This window comes from Paenibacillus tianmuensis (genome assembly GCF_900100345.1).
Lineage (GTDB): Bacteria > Bacillota > Bacilli > Paenibacillales > NBRC-103111 > Paenibacillus_G > Paenibacillus_G tianmuensis.
Window position 1 is genome coordinate 1 of sequence record NZ_FMTT01000075.1, and the last position, 17,582, is coordinate 17,582.

Here is a 17,582-nt window from a genome sequence, read left to right on the forward strand (position 1 = left end):
GGACAAGGCCGTTTCGTGCTGTTTCCAGCGCTTTCAATGCCTCGTCAACTTCCGCTTGCTTGGCGTTTGGATCGTTCAGCACAGCCACGGCGCTATCCCACGCCTTTTGATAGGTTGCCCAGCTTTCCGGGGAGAAGTTCGTTTCTACTAGGCCTTCGCTGTTGATTTTATCGACTTTCTCTTGCAGAGCGGTTTTATTAACTGCTATCAATGCCGCTCTTGCCGCTTCCAGCGCATCCTTCGCAGCTTTGACCTCCGACTCGGTCGCATTCGGCTTGTTATTCAATACGTTCCGTGCTTCAGTCAACGCATCTTGCAGCGCTTGCCAGCTCGCTTGGGTGTAGCCGTCTGCTTTCAGATTTTCGGCAGTAGTCTCGGCCTCTTTATCGCGCAATTGGCTTAAGTCTACCAAAGCCACTTTTGCCATATCCAGCTTGGACAACGCTTGTCCCAGCTCAGTTGGGCTAGCGGCCGGCGTTTTCTCCAACAGCTTGTTCGCCGCGTCTAGCGCATCCGTCAGCTCTTTCCTGCTTCCAGTCGTGTAATCTCCTTTTTTCATACCCTCAATTTCAGCCACTTTGGCTCTCACTTTGTCAGCCCAGGTGCCCAGGCCTTGCCGTGCGGTTTCCAATACAGGCAGCGCAGCGTCGACCTTTTCTTGGGTGGCCTTTGGATCGTCCAGCACAGTCTTGGCGTCAGCCAGCGCCTTTTGCAGCGTAGCCCAGCTTTCAGGGGTGTAGCTATCTTGGGTCAGGCCCTGAACCCCGCTAATTTTGGCTTGCAGTTCGTCTTTATGCACCTTCGCAAAAGAGAACACGTAGCCGTTGCCGAGCTTGCTGCTGTTGAACGTCGCTTTGCCCTCATTCAACTTAACAAGCTCTGTCGTAGTCCTCGCAGCATCACGGATGACCAGATAGTACAAGACAGCCGGATTGTCTTCTGTCGTATCCAGCTTCAAGGTGATATCCGCGTCTTGCCATTTCGTTTTCTGTATCTTGAATTCCCGCTTCATCAGCTTCAAATCATGCTGCTGGGTTTGTTGAATTTCCTTTATGCTATCTTCATACTTGATCGTTCCGCCGTTATCGCTGAACGTGAAGAAGGACAAGTCCTCTACGGAATTCGTGTTTTCCGCATTCGTCGTTTTGATCTCGTTGCCCAAAGCGATGGTTACCGAAGCGCCTTCTTCTTGGGATTTGGACTGCTTTTGCAGCAAATGGCTTCCATTGTCGCGGCCGATGCCGGTAATCCGCTTGCCGTAACCGGCATTGCCCGCAGCGGTCCACATCTTATCCGCCCCGTTGCTGGCTACATAATCCGTTTTGCCTTGATTCAGCGTCAAACCGTACTTCAGCGCCAGATAGCCTTCAATCTGCTGCTTCTGAAGTTCGGTTTTGCTTGCAGGAAAAAGGATAACCTCGGCAACATCACCTTTATAATGATCCCAGTTGTTTCTGTTGCCCCCACCAAAGGTGCCTCCGATGACCGGAGTGAATGTAATCTCGTTGATTGTCTTGTTTTTGGTCATGGTTTGAGGCGAGCCATCCAATCTACCTTGGGAGTCGCTCGAATTGGCGAGATCAAACCCGGCCAAATGATATCGGTTTGCATCACGGAACGGAAAACCGTGATAAGTGTGGAGCACTCCGTTGCCGACCCACAGTTTGTTGCTCCAGCCTGTAAACAGGCCTACTCCATAACCACCTCGACGAGGGGCTGCGGAACCTACGACCGTCCCTGCTTCCTGCTTGAAAACGGCATACCCGTCTTTGAATTGAATCTCCTTGTCGCCTTTTAAAAACTCATTTGGATCTTGAGTGGCTTTCGTCGTGTTCTTAAACGTGACAGCCGGATTAAAGTTGACTGCGTCATTCTTATATTGCGGTGTTCCTACAACCGTAAATTGGTTCGTATTCGTCTGATCGGCCCAGTCGGTCAGTTCTCCTTTTGCCGATGATGTGGCGCCTTCATCCGCTTTCAGCCATAATGATGCGCCGTTTACTCCTCCCGGGGCAGTCGTGATACGATCCCCCTCGGCGAACGTAAAGTACGAACCGTGATTCAGCGCGTCGCTGTTGATCGTCACTTTACCTGTGGAATCCAGCGGCAAAGCAGCCGGCTTCCCGGCGAATTCGGGATTATCGCTGATTAACAAAGAGATCGGCTTTGTACCTATCGCATCCAACTTCAATGTAACGTCCTGATCCGCCAAGTTCGTTTTAACGAACTTGAACACCCGATCCATCCGCTTCAGCTTCAAATTGACAACATCTTTACTATACGTTGTAGCGCCATTGTTATCGCCAAACATCAAGAAAGATTTGTCGTTAACAATACTGTCACTTGCAAAGTCTTTGTTGGAATTTCGGATCTCTTTCCCTGCCGCAATCGTGACCAGCGCCTCGGCTTCCTGGGACTTGGACTGCTTTTGCTCCAGCCCGCTGCCGGAATCTTTGCCGATGCCTGCAATGCGATAGCCGTAACCGGTATTGGCATCTTTAGACCAAAACGGGATGCCGTTGCTGTCCACGTAGTCCGACTGGCCTCCGTTCAAGGTAATACCGTATTTCAGTGCGAGATAGCCTTCAATTTTGCTTCGGTTCGCAGTAGCGATACTCTCCGGAAAAAGGATTACCTCTGCTATCTCTCCGTTATAATGGTTCCAGTTGGCACTAATATTTTCACCATTGCTGCCTCCAATCATTGGAGTAAATTCAAGTGAAGTCGGCATGGGATTGCTTTTACTGGATAAGGCCGCTTTATCGCTTTTCCCGTTCACACTTACATTAGCAGGGCTTCTTGAGATGTCATATCCTGTAAAGTGATGGCGGGCCTTAGCAGTGCCGGAGTTAAAAGAAGAATACATATAGTACGTGCTACTCACGCCATTACCTACACCAAGGTAGTTAGATTCACTTCCAAAAACGGCAACTCCATAATCCTTCATTTTGTGCACGGAGCCTACGACGGTGCCGTTTCCTTTGAATACGGCGTACCCATCGGCATACTCGACCTGCTTATTGCCGCTCAAATAATTTTTGAGACCGGCCGCTAGATTTTTGTTATTCCCCGAAATCGTAACTACGGGATTAAAATTGGTACCACTGGCTTGATAGCCCACCGTTCCCTGGACTTGAAAACCAACCTTGCCCGTCTGATCCTCCCAGCCTGTAAGATTGGTGGTGGAACCGTTCGGCGCAGTAGTGACACCCGCATCGGCTTTCAGCCATAGAACCGCCTTGCTTGCCCACGAAGGCAGGGGATCTCCCGGAGCCGCCTCTGCTTTTTGCGGGGCAATTACGCCGGAGAAGCTCCCGAACACCAGCGCCACAATGAGCAGCAGGGCCAACTGCTTTCTCCAATAAAACTGATTTCGTTGCAAAAACACGCTTTATCAAGCCTCCTCGCTTTTTTCTGCATCCGGTGCCGTATCGGCAGTTGCCCGAGTAGACACCATCCGTCAGATTTCTACATATTTCCTGCCCGCTTAGTATATCAACCAAATCTATACAAAAAATATACAAGCTTAAAACCCCACTGAGCGGGAACATTTTGAAGAGCGGCTGAAGCCGCTTGGGGGATTACTTGAGGCGGAAATATCCGTCAGCGATAACGGCAGGATTGAAAAAACGCCAAGCCGCAAAATTTCTGGGCTTGGCGTTTATAGGACATGATCTGGCTCTGGCGGCGCTTGATTCGACTCAGCGCGATTCCCCGCCCCAAAGCGCCTTCAGCTTGTGCGCCGAAAGCTTCGGCTGCCGGTCGCGCGTGAACACGCCCTTGCGGTTGACGACGACCCGGGAAGGGGTCTGGCTTGTCTTAAAATCGGCGAACGACCATACGTGAGCTCCGATCGTATACGGTTTTTGCCGGATGATTTCATACTGCCGGGTGACCATTTCCGCCTGATATTCCTCGGAAAACACCTCCGGCGGGTCGACATGCACGCCGGCGACCGCATCCGCTCCGAACTCCGTAACCATCACCGGCTTGCCGAGAACCTCGTAGCAGCGGTCCAGTTTCTCGCTCAGGATGCGGCAGCCTTCGTCCAACCGACCGGCCTGCTCGTACCAGCCGTGATACCGGTTAAGGCTGACAAAGTCGTAATGCTTCAGCGCGACGTCCTTCTCCACATCGACGCAATTGACAATCGTAATCGGCCGCGTATCGTCCAGCGATTTCGCATGGCTGTACAGCGCTTCATAAAACGCATCGGCCTCCGGGGCCAACGTGTCTCCTTCGTTCGCCAGGCTCCAGGCGATAATGGACGGGTGGTTGGTATCGCGTTCAATCATTTCCGTGATCACCCGTTTCGCTTTATTCAGGATGGCGGTCCCCTGATAATGGCTGCGGACAAAGCCGACGAAAGGCGTTTCGCCGATGACGAGCAGACCGTGCTTGTCGGCATAGCTTAAAAATTCGTCGCTGTATGGATAATGAGACGTGCGGACCGAGTTCGCTCCGATCCAGTTCAGCAGGTTGAAGTCTTTGGCGATGACCGCGGGAGAGATGCCTTTGCCCAGTACCGGGAAATCCTCATGCATCCCGAAGCCGGTGAGAAATACCGGTTTGCCGTTCAGCAAAAGCTCGACGCCCCGAATCGACACGGTTCGAATGCCGAACGATTGCACGTACTGATCTATCGCATGGTCATCCTCGTCCGTCAAGCGAACCTCCAATTCGTACAGGAAAGGGTCCTCCGGACACCAAAGTCTCGCCGCCGGAACGGTAAAATCGAACACAGCCTTGCCCCCGTCCGCTCCATCTCGATGGACCTTCACGGACGAACGGCATTGTGTGCCACGTATGCTAACGGTACAAGCTCCTTCGAAGCCTTCGCTTAGACCGACATGGGCTTTTACTTTGCCGGCCGTACCGTCAATCCCCGTCGTGATCCGAATGTCGCTGACAAAGGACATCGGAGTCGTAATCAGCGTCACCGAACGATGAATGCCGCCGTAAGGAAAAAAGTCATAGTAATTGTTCGGATACTGTCCTTTAAATCCGACGATCTGCTCGTGCTCCACGTCTCCCGGCGGAAGACGGTCGGCCGCGATGGCGGCGTCCACCCGGATCGTAATGCGGTTCGGGCCGTCCCAACGGACATGCTCGGTAATCTCGAACACGAACGGAAGATGAGCGCCTTCATGCCGGCCGACTTCCGTCCCGTTCACCCAGACGGTCGACAAATAATTCGCCGAGCCAACGCGTAGCCAGATCCGTTCTGAGCGAAGCTGTCTGGAAAGCTCCACCTCCCGCTCATACCAACCGGTTCCGAAAAAGTACATCAAATCCTGATATTGCTCGTTCCAACTGGCCGGTACCGCGATTTCCCTATCGGCCGGCAGTTGATGCGTCCATCCCCGTTGTTCCCCATCATCGTTAACATCCGGTGCAAATTTCCAAAATCCGTCTAGCGAAATCATCGCTCTGGAACTGCTTGATTGTGGATACAGCATAGGCTCCCTCCGTCTTCGATCATCTCTGGTTATATTCCTATGAAATAGGATAGCACGGAGCGCCCGCTAAAGATTTGCATGATTTTTACCGGATGTGTTCATTATTTTGACTTATTGGCACGTGGAGGCAAGCTAACGTACCGTGATCGCGTCATAAACGTTATGATGGATGACGATATTCGCGTTTTCAGCCGTCTCGGTGATCCGTTGTTTCAACTGCTCTTCGGCGTACTTCCATTTCAGCCGATCTTGGACATCTTCAAATCGGAGATCCCCGCCCGGTGTGCGCTCCGTACATTGAAGGACGAATACCGATCCGGCTGTTTCGAATACGTCGCTGACTTCGCCCGGCTTCAGCTTTTGGGCAGCAGCGAACACCTTTTCCTCTTCTTCGCTGCTATCCGAAGCATAGGTCGATTCATCGAATATTCTTTCCTTCACCGACGCGTTTACCCGAAGCTGCCGGACAACCGCATCGGCCTCCTTGCTGCTCGCCAGTCCGGAGCGGTTTCCGTTCATCGTCTCCATCGCGGCATTTCTTGTTAAGGAACCGGGGCCATCCCCGCTTCCAAAAGCCAATTCAACGACTTGCGTACGAATACGGTCGGGCTTCTTCAGTTCCCCTTTTCTTCGCATGTTCTCGTAAGTGGCATGCAGCGCCTCATTCGCCGCCTGAGCTTCATGGTTCGCAACATAGTCAAGAAGCTGCCGCTTGATCTTGTCGTGGACGTGGTTGAAATAGGCGATCTCGCTATACTCGCGGGGCCCGAATACAGGCTGGCCCTTCTTCATGGCTTCTGCCCTGCTTCTATTTTCTTCGGTTAACCTCTCTTTAAAGCTTCTGTAGCTGACATCGTCCGTCAGTCCGTATTGCTTGGCCAGGAGCTGCTCCGTCTTTATGATTTTAAGCTTTTCCAGCGTTTTTTTCTTCGCCATCTCCAATGGAATTTCACCGTTGAAGCTTGTCGTCCAAAATTCCGTACGGTCCTGCGCGCCGTATGTTTCATGAAAATATCCATACACTTCCGCTACCCGATCCTTGAGAACCATTTCGAATTCGCCCATGACTACGGGTTCGCCGTTGATCGTCAAGACCTCCGCATACGAATCGGGGCGGGACGGCTGTCTGAACAAGAAGAACAATAAAACAAACAAAGCGACGAGCAGCACAATGACAAGCGGCATCCGTTTCTTCATGTGAAAAGCCTCCTAAAAAGCATCAAGGAAATAGCAGAGACTCCGTCATTCCGTCATCCAAGCTTCTGCTATTTCCCGATGGTCCTGACAATCTCTCCGAACAAGGGAAACTATTGCGTCAATACGAGCTGCGGCTTGTTGCTCGCGGCCTCTTTGGTATTGAAAGAAACGTCTCCCTTCGAGCTGTCAGCGCCTTCGTTCACCAGCAAGAACGACACGAGCTTGTCCGATATCTGGCTGTTCACATAGTTTAACACATCGAACTCATACCATGTCCCGACCGTATTGCTTATGACCATGCTGCCGAGGAATGTCGTGCCCGCCGGGGCGTTGTTCCAGGTGATGCCCGTCTCGCTCCAGCTTTTATCCGTGCTGTATAATTTGACTGTTCTTGAGGCGTCCGTATTGACGGCCGGGACATACACCTTCACTTTGGCAGAGGCGGCGCTTGAACCGCCAAAGGTTCCGTAATCGAACTTGATATAAGATTTTCTCGCATACCCGGACGCATCGGCTTTGACCATCATCGTCGTCTCTGTGCCGTAATTCGTCCCTGCGTAAGCCCCGTCCCTCACATAGGAATCGGCGGTTGGCTCATAGCTCACCGAGGGCGGGATCGGACCGCCCGACGCATGCTCGAAAGCGCCGATATCCGGATTGCCGTTCCCCAGAGCCGTGCCCCAGAAATCTCTGCCGCCGTTATTCGCCACGGAGATCCCGCTGTTAATGAGCGGCGACGTCGGCTGAAGCTTGTAGCCGTTCAACCGGTTCGGATCGTTCATATTGATGTTCGTTTCTCCGGCTCCAGGGTGGACGAGCTGCGGATCGGCCGTTATTAAACCGGGATGCGCCGCCGGACCGTTGATGTCGTCGATGGTTGCCGGGTAGAAGCTGTTGTTTTGGAATATAGCCGACGCGCTCCAGGCCTTCTCCGCGAACTTCGTTATCGTTCCGTCTGCTTTAATGATATTGTTGTAAAACTTGACCCTATTGGAACCGTTATCAAAAATTTGGGTCGTCACCTGAGCTCCCACATAAATGGTATTGTTATAAATCTCGTTTCCGGCGTTGGCGCTGTGATAGAAAAAGATTTCCTGACCGGAGCGGTAGCCGTCGTTTTCGCTGATGTTGTATCTGAATTTCAGATTGCTTGCGCTGGGCATGACCAATAGGAGCCCGCCGGAGTTATTGTGGCTGTAGTTGTATTGGAACACGTCTCCGACGCAATTGTTGTCCGAATCGAAGGCTTCCCCGTCGTTGTGTCCGCCGCTTCCGCCGTACACTTCGTTGAATTGGACGACGGCTCCCGTCGTATAGTGCGTCCATAGGCCCGCGTAATTGCCGGAAGACGTTTTGCTATGGTTTTTCACCGTATTGTACTCGGCCAAAGCGCCGGATAGCACCTCCGCCAGCACCATGCCGTCTCCCCATACCTCTTCGACAAAGTTGCCCCGGAATACGATATTCGTGCTGATCTTCGGATACCCGTTGCCCGCATCCGATTTCGTGCGAATCCCTTCCTTCGTCACATTGGCCACATGGTTGTTCTCCACCAGCACGTCGTTAAATCCGGCCTGCAAGCCTATTGTGGCGTTCCCGTCTTTATCAATATGCGTGCCGAAGAAAATGATCCCGCCGCTGATTTTGTTGCCGCTCACATCCGAATTGACATCGTGAACGTAGCAATTTCTCACATAAATATGATTTTTCAAGCCCAGCTGATTGTTGTACGCCAAAATACCGGCCCTTGAGGACACAATGGAAGAGCTGAAATTGGTCACCTCAAGGTTATTAATTTCCCAATATTCCTGGTTGTACAGCATGACGGCGCCCGATGTGTTCGCGGGATAGCTCGTGCCCGCTCCGTTAATAATCGGCTTGGCGCCGCTTCCGTAGCTGTCGATTACAATCGGATTCCCGCTCGTTCCCGATCCCTTCGGCCACAATTGCCCGGTCCAGACGCCGCCCGACTTGAACAAAATTTTGTCGCCCGGCTGAAACGTCGTGCCGTTGACCTTGGCTAATGTAGCCCATGGCGCGGAAGAGCTTGTTCCGGCGTTCGTGTCATTTCCGCCCACTGAATCGACATAGTAAGTCGTTCCGGCCGCATGTGCAGGCTCAGGTGCGACATACAATGTCCCGATCATGTGAAGCAGCATGGCTACGACGAGGAGGACAGCAAAGCTTGATCTTTTACGGGGAAAGCTCATTATGAAATACCCGCCTTTCGTCTAAAATAATTTCCTGCGGTAGCGAACGCCATATTCAGGAAAGCGCTCTCATTTATCATCCCTCCATTTCCGCTAACACCCTTATGATTGGGCATGGCCCAGGTGAAAAGGAGCACATCCGTCCTCCTCGCCTATATCTTACCATAACTTGGAAGGCAATGAATGGTCCATTTCTCGAAGACAAGCAGCCTGCTTGCCGGATGTAACTGCCCATGCAACACGAAAAACGCCAAGCCGCAAAAAGTTCGGACTTGGCGTTCGCTACGTTTTTTTGTTATTCGTCATATGGATGAAGCATTGCCTCTTCCTCGGCCGCGCTTTGCAGATCGTACGCCGTGATGCTGTGGATCGGATAATACTCCTGATCCGCCAGACGCAACGCTTCCTCCCGGATGAACTTCGGCGAACCTTCGTTCTCGTCATCATAGACAAGCAGCAGACCGTCGGAATTGCGCAGCAAAAATTGATCCCGTGCCCGAAACTGCCACGGCCCGCTATAGTTGCTTTTCGTGACGCTGTTCACATAGTCCGCGCCCGCCAGCACCTGCTTGTAAGCGGCCTGCTTCTCTTCGCTCCAGTTCGCCTCCTGCTCCAGGAACGGGGTAATGACGGCGAGCTTCAGCTCGAAGCCCTGCGACTTCATTTCGATCGCCGCCTCGGCCGCCCACAGCTCCACGCCCCATTGGCCGCTGACGATCACCCATTCGAGCCCTTCGTCCAGCAAAGCGGCGAACCGGCTTTTCAGCGCCTTCTTAATAATCCCGATGCCGGGATGCTTCAGCGAAAATATGCCAAGCTCCGACGCCTTATAGCCCGTGACAAGCAAGCTTTTCACGGTACCAGCCTCCTTGTGACTTGTGCAGCGGTTATTTGAACCATCCTTTTTCCTTAAACCGCATGATCGCTTCGATCCGGTTGCTGACGCCGAGTTTATCCAGAATGACGGAAATGTAGTTGCGGACGGTTCCGGTGGTAATATACAGCTGACTGGCAATTTCCTTCGTGTTCTTCCCGTCGGCGATTAGGTGGAGCACTTCCTGCTCCCGCTCGGTGAGCGGATTCTCCTCCCCGTCCGCCTCATCGACCAGCTCCGATGCGTAGATGCGCCGGCCGGCCATTACGCTGCGGATCGAATTGGCCAGCTCTTCGCTTGGGCTATCCTTCAGCAAATATCCGTGCACCCCGGCCTTCAGCGCGCGCTCGAAATAGCCGTAGCGGGCAAACGTCGTCAGGATGATCACCTTGCAGCCGAAGCCCTTCAACTCCTCGGCCGCTTCCAGCCCGCTCTTCCCCGGCATCTCGATGTCCATGATGCAAATATCCGGCTGATGAAGGCGAACCAGCTTGACCGCATCCTCGCCATGGCTGGCCCGTCCGACGACCGTCATGTCCTCTTCCAGGTCGAGCAAGGAAGCCAGCGCGCCCAGCAGCAGCCTCTGATCTTCGGCAATGACAATGCGAATCATCCCTTCGCCTCCTCCGGTTGTTTGAAGACATTCGGCACTTTCATCACGATTGTCGTGCCCGGACCCGGACCGATTTCCAGACTCCCGTTCACGAATTCGAGGCGCTCCTTCATGCCTCCCAGTCCGTTGCCCCGCAAGCAGTCCGGATGCTCCGCCAGACCACAGCCGTCGTCCTGCACCCGGACCACGAGCTCCGTCCGCGACGGCGTGATGGTAATCCAGCATGTGGATGCGCCGCTATGCTTGACAGTATTGGTAACGGCTTCCTTCATGCACATGCTGACCACATTTTCGTTCAGCAGCGAGGTGTTGGTCAGCTTCGGGCTGCCCTCCAGAGCAAAACCGATCTGCGCCGCTTTCAGCATCTGCTTGACCCGAAATACTTCATCCTCCAGCCGCGTGCCGCGCATCCGGGTAACCATCTCCCGCACTTCCTTCAGCGCGCTTCTGGCGGTCTGATGAATGTCGTTCAGCTCGGCTTGGGCGCGGCTCGGGTTTTTACCGATCAATTTTCCGGCCAGATCGCTCTTTAAGCCGATGAGCGAAAGCTTCTGGCCGAGCGTGTCATGCAGGTCGCGGGCGATTCTTTGGCGTTCCTCCAGCTTGACGAGCTCGGAAATTTTCCTGTTCGCCACTTCCAGTTCGTCTTGCAGCTGCTCCCGCTTATTCCGGTTGTACGTATTCACCGGCAGCAGAATGACGCCGATCAAGCTGACCAGCACAAACGGCAGCTGCGTAATAATGACCGGATTCTGCGTCACGAAGCCGTAATTGATCGTGACCAGTGTGCTGACCAGATGAATGGAATACAGCGTGAAAAATCCGACCCGATGCTGGATATTGCCGATAAAAAACGCCAGAAAAAGCGAGAAATAAACGTATCCGAACAGCAGGCTCATCGTAATGGAAATGACGATCTGCACGCTTGTCCAGAAGTACACCTGCCACCCTTTGGACAAAAAGGTAAGCACATAGCATATAAAAAAGCCGATGATCATCGTAATGCCGACGGCTACTTCGTAAGTCGAAGAAGAGCTGAAGATAAAATAAAACGGAAGAATATAAAAGACGACCCATACATAGGGACTGAGTCCCGTATTTTTGTGAATAATTTGAATCCACTTGCGCATGGCGTCGTCATCCCTTGCCTCTTGGAAACAGGCTTTTATTTTCCTTGCAAGCTCGGACTGGGGCTTTTCACTTGGCTGGCCGCCGCCGGCTTGCGGAGCAAATGCTTGATGTCTTTAAAGCCCACAAACGTCTTGCCCTTCTCGTCCCACAAGCGGAACCGAAGCGACTGCAAGCTGGTGCCGATCGTAAGCGTCGTGACCTTCTGCAGCTCGGGCGTGGCCTCATGCGCCTTCTCCAGGTTATAGTTCGGCACTTTCGGACTCAAATGATGCACGTGATGAAACCCGATATTTCCGGTGACCCACTGCAGCAGCTTCGGAAGCTTGTAGTAAGAGCTCCCTTCCACGGCCGCTTTCACGTAGCTCCACTGGTCCTCATTCTCGAAATAGGATTCCTCGAATTGATGCTGCACATAAAACATCCAGATCCCCAGCAAGCCGGAGACGAAAAAGATCGGGCCTTGGACCAAAACAAAAGCCTGCCAGCCGATCGCCCAGATCAGCAGCGCATACAGAACGACGATAGCCAGATTCGTCATATAGGTGTTGATCCGCTCTTTGCGTCTCGCTCCTCTGCGGTTAAAGCGGTACTGGAGCAGAAACACGTAGATCGGTCCGCCGACGAACATGGCCAGCGGATTCCGGTAAATCCGGTAAGCGATCCGTCTCCATAACGGAGCGGCGACGTATTCGTCCACGGTGAGAATCCAGATGTCCCCGACGCCTCGCTTATCGAGGTTGCTGCTTGTGGCATGATGGATCGAATGGCTGTGTTTCCACTGCTCATACGGACAAAGCGTCATCACACCCGTGATAGTTCCGAGTATATCATTAGCGAGCCGGCTTTTGAAGAACGATTGGTGACAGCAGTCATGGAAAATAATAAAAGTCCGGATCACAAAGCCGCCGGCCACGATGGTGAGAGGAAGCGTTAACCAGTACGAGACGGTCAGGCTTGCATACGCCGCATACCAGAGCAGCACCAGCGGCCCCAAGGTGTTCACAAGCTGCCATAGGCTTGACTTCGTATCGGTTTTCTCGAAGGGACCGACGTTCTTTTTCAAATGGGCGATACTTTCTTTGTACATTCGTTGACTCCTCCTCGATAAGACGCGCAGGGAACGTTATACAACGCCGGACGCAGGTTTTCTATGTTCCATTATAGAAAAAACATCCCGCCCGCTGTAGTCATAAACGTCAGATCGAGGGTATGACAATCGTCATATAGCGCTGAGGTTTAGCCGGGTGTTCAGAGTAGCTTGAAATGAAAATCACTCCCACAAAACTACGTTTGCCCAAATGCGTTTATATTTGAAAGAGAAGCATCATACCGGCGTAGGATGTCATTTGTAGCGATAAAATGGCCCCCCTCTATTATACGGGTACGAACTCGGTCAACATGCAACTGAACATCTTGAAGGCCGACGTAATATAGGTAAACACGATAACCCCGCGACCTCGCTTCTTCCATTCGCTTCAAGTAAAATTCGCTAGCCAAAGTCGTTTCCACTGCAAAGCTCCGTCCACTATCCAGACAATCCCTGATCTCTTTCAGTGCCTGCTTGCCGGCTGAGAGATCAGCTTTTCGTGGATTCTCAGGATTCAATACCCTTGCAAAGAGATCCGGGTTAATAATGGTTTTGAACTCTTCTCCATAATGCTCAATAAGAGTTGACTTGCCGGCTCCATTACAACCCGCGAACACGGTCATTTCAGGCATAAGGGCCTCCTCTTAAAGTCTAAAATCGGCCGGGTTACCATCCGAGTCAATAATTTGGACAAATTTTTCACCGGATGGTTCTTGTCGAATACGTTTTCCATTCTTAATATAATATAGCGGAGCTCCGGCTTCTTTTGCCTTCATCTGAACAGACCGCTCAATATGTTTGAGCACTTCCTTTAGTTCGTCTCCCTTTTTCATTCGTGTTCACCCCTGATTCAAAGTTGTGTCATCTTCATTATAACACACCGCATGTGAACATAATCATGCCAGCTTGCTTCTGGAAGGAGCTCATCTTGCATGAATACGATTTGCTAGAGCTTGAAACGTGAAGTTTTTTATTTGCTTGAAATAGCATACGCCAGTCCTCCCGCTTGGCGCTATGAATTAGATCGTATGGAGTCTATTTAGGTTCAAAATAAAAAAAGAAACGCCCCTCAAGGCGTTCCAATGCACATCCGCTCACACAACGAATTCCGACATGATGGTGCTAATGTCATAAGGCGTAACGCCCCGGTCCACGGCAAAAACCGTGTCGGCTTCGTCCGCATGCTCTACCTTGCGACCTCTGGCCGTTGCGTGCAGCGTGAACAAATCATAGAGGGTAGGCTTCGTCAGCGTAGTCATGGCTTTACCCATGAGGACCATCCCTTTTTGATTACCCTCCACATTGTTGTAGTAGTACGGATGCTGCTTCAAGGCCAAATCCGTCCAGATCACGGTTCGTTCCACCAGATCCAGAATGACCGGAATGGCAATCTGGGTATCTGCGGTGAGATCGATTTTATCGGCCACGGTCGAAGGCTCGAATACTTCCCCGGTCTTGGGAGCCTGCCGCATCATCCAACCGGCATAGCACTCCGGCAAGTCGCAATAGGGCTGCTCCGTGAACGAATTCAGCGAGGCGACAATGAATCGACCGCCATACCGGACGATCGAAGGAATATGCAGATCAATAAACTCGCAAGCGCCTTGGGGAGCCGATGTAATATCTCCGCTATGCGCAGCTTTGTATTTGTCGGACCGCAGATTCGTGTACGAAATATGCTCAACGTACTTCCAGTTCTTATTGTACATCACCGCCGACAAGTCGATATCGACGCGCCCCGTATGCTTGCCGTTAACCATCCCTTCCTTCCACCAGAGGAAAAAGCGGATCGTATCCCCTTCCGGCATCTTAACCCGGCTGCCGCGAACGATGGTACGCAGCGCTTTGCTGGCCGACCGCTGCGAGAACGGCATCAAGTACTGCTTCAGGCTTTCGTCAATATAAACGGTTCCTAGCGGCGGAAGCTCCGAGAAACGGCGGATTAAAGTGCGTTCGCATATGTCGACCACTGCCGCACAAGCATCCGGATGAATACCTGGCAGTGTATTCGGAATGGCCATGGCCTTCGCCACATTGCCTTTCGGGAAAAAGGTGCGCAGCTCACGCATTTCCTGTCGATGGCTAAAATGAGCCATGACCTGCAGCAGCACCGGCGTAGATACCTGATCGGCGACCTCGGCAAACCGGTCCATCACTTGCAAGGCATCCCCGGAGAGCCTCAACAGATGATCCAACCGTCTGGCCAATTCGCCCGCGCGCGTTTTTAACAAAGCTGCCGCGAGCAGCGTATCCTTCCGGCGAAGCGCAAGCTCCACTTTTCCGTTGAACGTTTCGTACGGTTTATTGTTCCGAAGAATATCGAAGGCCTCTTGGCAATGAGCATACCGGTTCTTGTATTCGGCAGGGTGTGAAATTTCTCCAAGACGTATCCAGCGATGCTTATAGCGCAGCATATCTTCAACGATATTGCCGCACCGGTCCAGCAGTCCCAGAAGCAAGCGCCGTTCGGCGCGCTTGAATTTGCGGAACTTCGTGTTCGCCGCCAGACTGACATCCCCATCCGAGAGCGCAACAGCCAAACGCAGCACGTCCGTTGCGGTCTTCACGTATTGTCCGACGAGGCCAAGGCTGGCCTTATTGTACTTAAGCAGCGCCCCGACCACAAAGCCCACATTTTCTTTCAAAGGAATCTCGTCCGGCAGCACGGCACCCAGATCGTCACAGGCTGCGATGACCCATTCGATATCTTCCTTGTCTTGTTCGGAGATCGAGCCGTTCGCCGCGATGAGATTGCGGATCGTTTGATCGAAATCTTCTTGACTTCCCAAATCGATGATTTTCAAATCCACTTGATCTAGTAACGGGAGTCTCTCGATGGTTTCGTGCTCAGGCAGCTCAAGGGTGATGTAGTGATAGATGGCGTTCAGATACAGCTCGGCTTGGCTGACCAGCATCACTTGCTCGGGAAAATTGGGGTACATTGGCTTGAAGTTCACATTCGCTCCCAGGAGCGATTTCAAGTCCGCGACAAGCTGGTGGTAGATCGCCGTGAACTCCTCGACGGAGAGGGTGCGAAGGGCTTCCATTAACGGTCTGGAGAACGTAAAGCCCAGGTACTCAATATTTTTCAGTGCAGTTGCCATATATTTATCGGGAAGAACATGACGGCCGGGTTGGACGACGACTTTTCTGCTTCTTCTCAGGTAAATGACGTTTTTCATTACAAGACTCCGGGAAATACGGAATACGGCTGCCCGGATGCCTCCTCTCCATAACGGATGGATCGTCATCAGGAAATTCGCATCTCTAATGGACTAGGGTTAGGTAGAAGGAAGAGATGCGATAGCCTGATGGTTAATCTCTTCGGGAAAGCCGCCACCCTAATATCCAATGAGTGTAGAAGGAAGGATGGCGATAGCCTGAAGAGATTTTGCCGGAAGCTGCGCGCCTTGCGGCGTTCGCTTCCTGAGGATGATTATTCCATAGTTTGGAGCATCCGAACAGGGCGAAAGTATTACGACAGTGGGATTGGGGAGCGGGGTGAAGGTAAGATTGTTGGGGGAGGTACAATAAAAAGAGGGGGGATGCCCCTCTTTTCATGGCTGGAATGTTAGTCATTCGTCTTACGAAGCATCAGGACCAGGAAGCAGCCATTGCTCGCAATGATTAGCCATCTCCTGCAATTCATTTATAAAAATACTGGCATGGTATCCGTCGCAAACCGCATGATGGACCTGCAAGGAAACGGGCAGCAAAATTTCGCCGGCTTGTTCAAAATATTTGCCGCACGTCATAATCGGCAGCAAATACCGCCCATCCGTATAAACATTCAGATTGAACCCGGTAAAGCTAACCCAGGGAATACTTGAAACATTGATCGTATTCGGCGGCTCATTTCCTTTTACAGATAAGCCTTTTACTTCGCCATACGTGTTCATATCATCCAGATAGTTTTGATGAAACACACCGAAGTCGTTCGAAAAATCGGTCCACAGGTCAGAAAACGTTTTATCATCTTTATGAAAAAAGGTAAAGCTGGGCAGCATCTTTTCCCAATACCCCAACTCCCCTTCTTCATTGAAACAAACCCGGAATTCGCGATGCGCATTCACCGTCTTAGTAACCATATAAAGAAACGCAGGATATAGCTTGAACCCTTTTGCCCGAAGAACTGGGAGCAATTTGGTAATGTTCAAGTTGGCCGTTATGCTGAAGGTACATCTGATCTCATTCATATAATGCTCGAAGTACGCACGTCTTTCCCATTTGTTCATATCGATTACAGTAAAGTTCATTTGGATAGCCTCCTAAAATAGTAAAATGCGTTATTTTAGGAGGCTAACTCGGTTGCTCGTTTCATATAACCATTCCCTTCCTCGCTTTAGGGCTATCCTGCTCCACCTTGGTTCCGTCCCGAAAATAGTTACATACGTTCCCCAATGCAGGTGTTCAATGCCCATGCCATAAGTATATAACTATATTCCATGTATGGACAAGGGCTTCAAACTGGACCGTAATCAACAGGCTCGGATTCATTTTCGACTAGATTCGAATTTCTAAGGCCATGGCCATACTCTTTTAGCATGTATATTTCAGACCGACGTCAATCAATATGGAAATAAGACAGTTCAATTGAAATGGCAAGTTTTTACGAATATTTTCTAAGCAATTTTTCCAAAGCGTCTCTAACTCGTATATCACGCCTGTTGATTAACCAAAATAAGGGAATTGGAAATTGAAAAAAGGACGCTCTTTCTGTAAAATCGTTTGCACCATACAACACGATTAGAAAGAGGCGACCTCATGAAAAAGTCTACCACGTTCACCAAGTTAGTTCAAACGCTATTGACCGAAGAAGATGTGAAGCAAATTTTGCAAGAATTGAAATACGAAGATACAGCCAGCAAGTTTACAGCCAGTCAGCTTCTATTATTCTTTATGCACGCTGCCTTAGGACAGTGGGACAGCTATCGGTCTGGTGTAGGAAAAGCAGTCACCAGCGGTCTTATTCGCGTTTGCTATTCCTCTTTTTCTTCCAAAGCAAGCGATG

At 51.5% G+C, this 17,582-nt stretch carries 12 protein-coding genes and 1 pseudogene; 1 reads left to right on the forward strand and 12 read right to left on the reverse strand.

The annotated features are described in order from the left end of the window. From BLO51_RS27330 to catA, 12 genes are all read right to left on the reverse strand, one after another. On the reverse strand, window positions 1-3,388 hold a 3,388-nt coding region (locus BLO51_RS27330; protein WP_174551324.1), incomplete at its 3' end, for a DUF8202 domain-containing protein. A 313-nt stretch (window positions 3,389-3,701) separates the two neighbouring features. After that, window positions 3,702-5,459: a beta-glucuronidase gene (gene uidA, locus BLO51_RS27335; RefSeq protein WP_090677081.1), complete on the reverse strand. Its 1,758-nt coding sequence runs from the start codon at window positions 5,457-5,459 to the stop codon at window positions 3,702-3,704. Window positions 5,460-5,591: 132 nt separating this feature from the next. Next, window positions 5,592-6,656, reverse strand: coding sequence for a peptidylprolyl isomerase (locus tag BLO51_RS27340; RefSeq protein WP_090677084.1), 1,065 nt, complete (start codon window positions 6,654-6,656; stop codon window positions 5,592-5,594). A 110-nt stretch (window positions 6,657-6,766) separates the two neighbouring features. Next, window positions 6,767-8,866 (reverse strand): CBM96 family carbohydrate-binding protein, encoded by a 2,100-nt coding sequence (locus BLO51_RS27345; RefSeq protein WP_090677087.1) that lies wholly within the window; start codon window positions 8,864-8,866, stop codon window positions 6,767-6,769. A 295-nt stretch (window positions 8,867-9,161) separates the two neighbouring features. Beyond that, complete coding sequence (locus BLO51_RS27350; protein ID WP_090677091.1) at window positions 9,162-9,722, reverse strand: SLOG family protein; 561 nt, start codon at window positions 9,720-9,722, stop codon at window positions 9,162-9,164. Window positions 9,723-9,753: 31 nt separating this feature from the next. Then, window positions 9,754-10,353: a response regulator transcription factor gene (locus tag BLO51_RS27355; protein WP_090677095.1), complete on the reverse strand. Its 600-nt coding sequence runs from the start codon at window positions 10,351-10,353 to the stop codon at window positions 9,754-9,756. Beyond that, window positions 10,350-11,483: a sensor histidine kinase gene (locus BLO51_RS27360; protein WP_090677099.1), complete on the reverse strand. Its 1,134-nt coding sequence runs from the start codon at window positions 11,481-11,483 to the stop codon at window positions 10,350-10,352. Before BLO51_RS27360 ends, BLO51_RS27355 begins: the two co-directional genes overlap by 4 nt. Window positions 11,484-11,518: 35 nt before the next feature. Further along, complete coding sequence (desA, locus tag BLO51_RS27365; protein WP_090677103.1) at window positions 11,519-12,571, reverse strand: Delta(5) desaturase DesA; 1,053 nt, start codon at window positions 12,569-12,571, stop codon at window positions 11,519-11,521. Window positions 12,572-12,768: 197 nt separating this feature from the next. Next, window positions 12,769-13,203 carry an ATPase gene (locus BLO51_RS27370; protein WP_090677106.1) on the reverse strand — a complete coding sequence of 145 codons (435 nt, stop codon included), beginning with the start codon at window positions 13,201-13,203 and terminating at the stop codon, window positions 12,769-12,771. Between the two features lie 12 nt (window positions 13,204-13,215). Then, on the reverse strand, window positions 13,216-13,404 hold the full coding sequence (locus BLO51_RS27375) for a hypothetical protein (protein ID WP_090677110.1): 189 nt from the start codon (window positions 13,402-13,404) through the stop codon (window positions 13,216-13,218). Between the two features lie 261 nt (window positions 13,405-13,665). Further along, complete coding sequence (locus BLO51_RS27380; RefSeq protein WP_090677115.1) at window positions 13,666-15,753, reverse strand: TerD family protein; 2,088 nt, start codon at window positions 15,751-15,753, stop codon at window positions 13,666-13,668. Between the two features lie 402 nt (window positions 15,754-16,155). After that, a complete protein-coding gene (catA, locus tag BLO51_RS27390; RefSeq protein ID WP_090677120.1) occupies window positions 16,156-16,827 on the reverse strand; it encodes a type A chloramphenicol O-acetyltransferase in 672 nt (223 codons plus the stop codon). 508 nt (window positions 16,828-17,335) lie between these two features. Here catA and BLO51_RS27395 point away from each other — a divergent pair. Further along, window positions 17,336-17,582, forward strand: a pseudogene (locus BLO51_RS27395) (IS4 family transposase); the annotation flags it as partial.

Coding starts and splice junctions, on each gene's coding strand:
- uidA (WP_090677081.1), bottom strand. CDS start 5,459: ATGCTGTATCCACAATCAAGCAGTTCCAGAGCGATGATTTCGCTAGAC.
- BLO51_RS27340 (WP_090677084.1), bottom strand. CDS start 6,656: ATGAAGAAACGGATGCCGCTTGTCATTGTGCTGCTCGTCGCTTTGTTT.
- BLO51_RS27345 (WP_090677087.1), bottom strand. CDS start 8,866: ATGAGCTTTCCCCGTAAAAGATCAAGCTTTGCTGTCCTCCTCGTCGTA.
- BLO51_RS27355 (WP_090677095.1), bottom strand. CDS start 10,353: ATGATTCGCATTGTCATTGCCGAAGATCAGAGGCTGCTGCTGGGCGCG.
- BLO51_RS27360 (WP_090677099.1), bottom strand. CDS start 11,483: ATGCGCAAGTGGATTCAAATTATTCACAAAAATACGGGACTCAGTCCC.
- desA (WP_090677103.1), bottom strand. CDS start 12,571: ATGTACAAAGAAAGTATCGCCCATTTGAAAAAGAACGTCGGTCCCTTC.
- BLO51_RS27370 (WP_090677106.1), bottom strand. CDS start 13,203: ATGCCTGAAATGACCGTGTTCGCGGGTTGTAATGGAGCCGGCAAGTCA.
- BLO51_RS27375 (WP_090677110.1), bottom strand. CDS start 13,404: ATGAAAAAGGGAGACGAACTAAAGGAAGTGCTCAAACATATTGAGCGG.
- BLO51_RS27380 (WP_090677115.1), bottom strand. CDS start 15,753: ATGAAAAACGTCATTTACCTGAGAAGAAGCAGAAAAGTCGTCGTCCAA.
- catA (WP_090677120.1), bottom strand. CDS start 16,827: ATGAACTTTACTGTAATCGATATGAACAAATGGGAAAGACGTGCGTAC.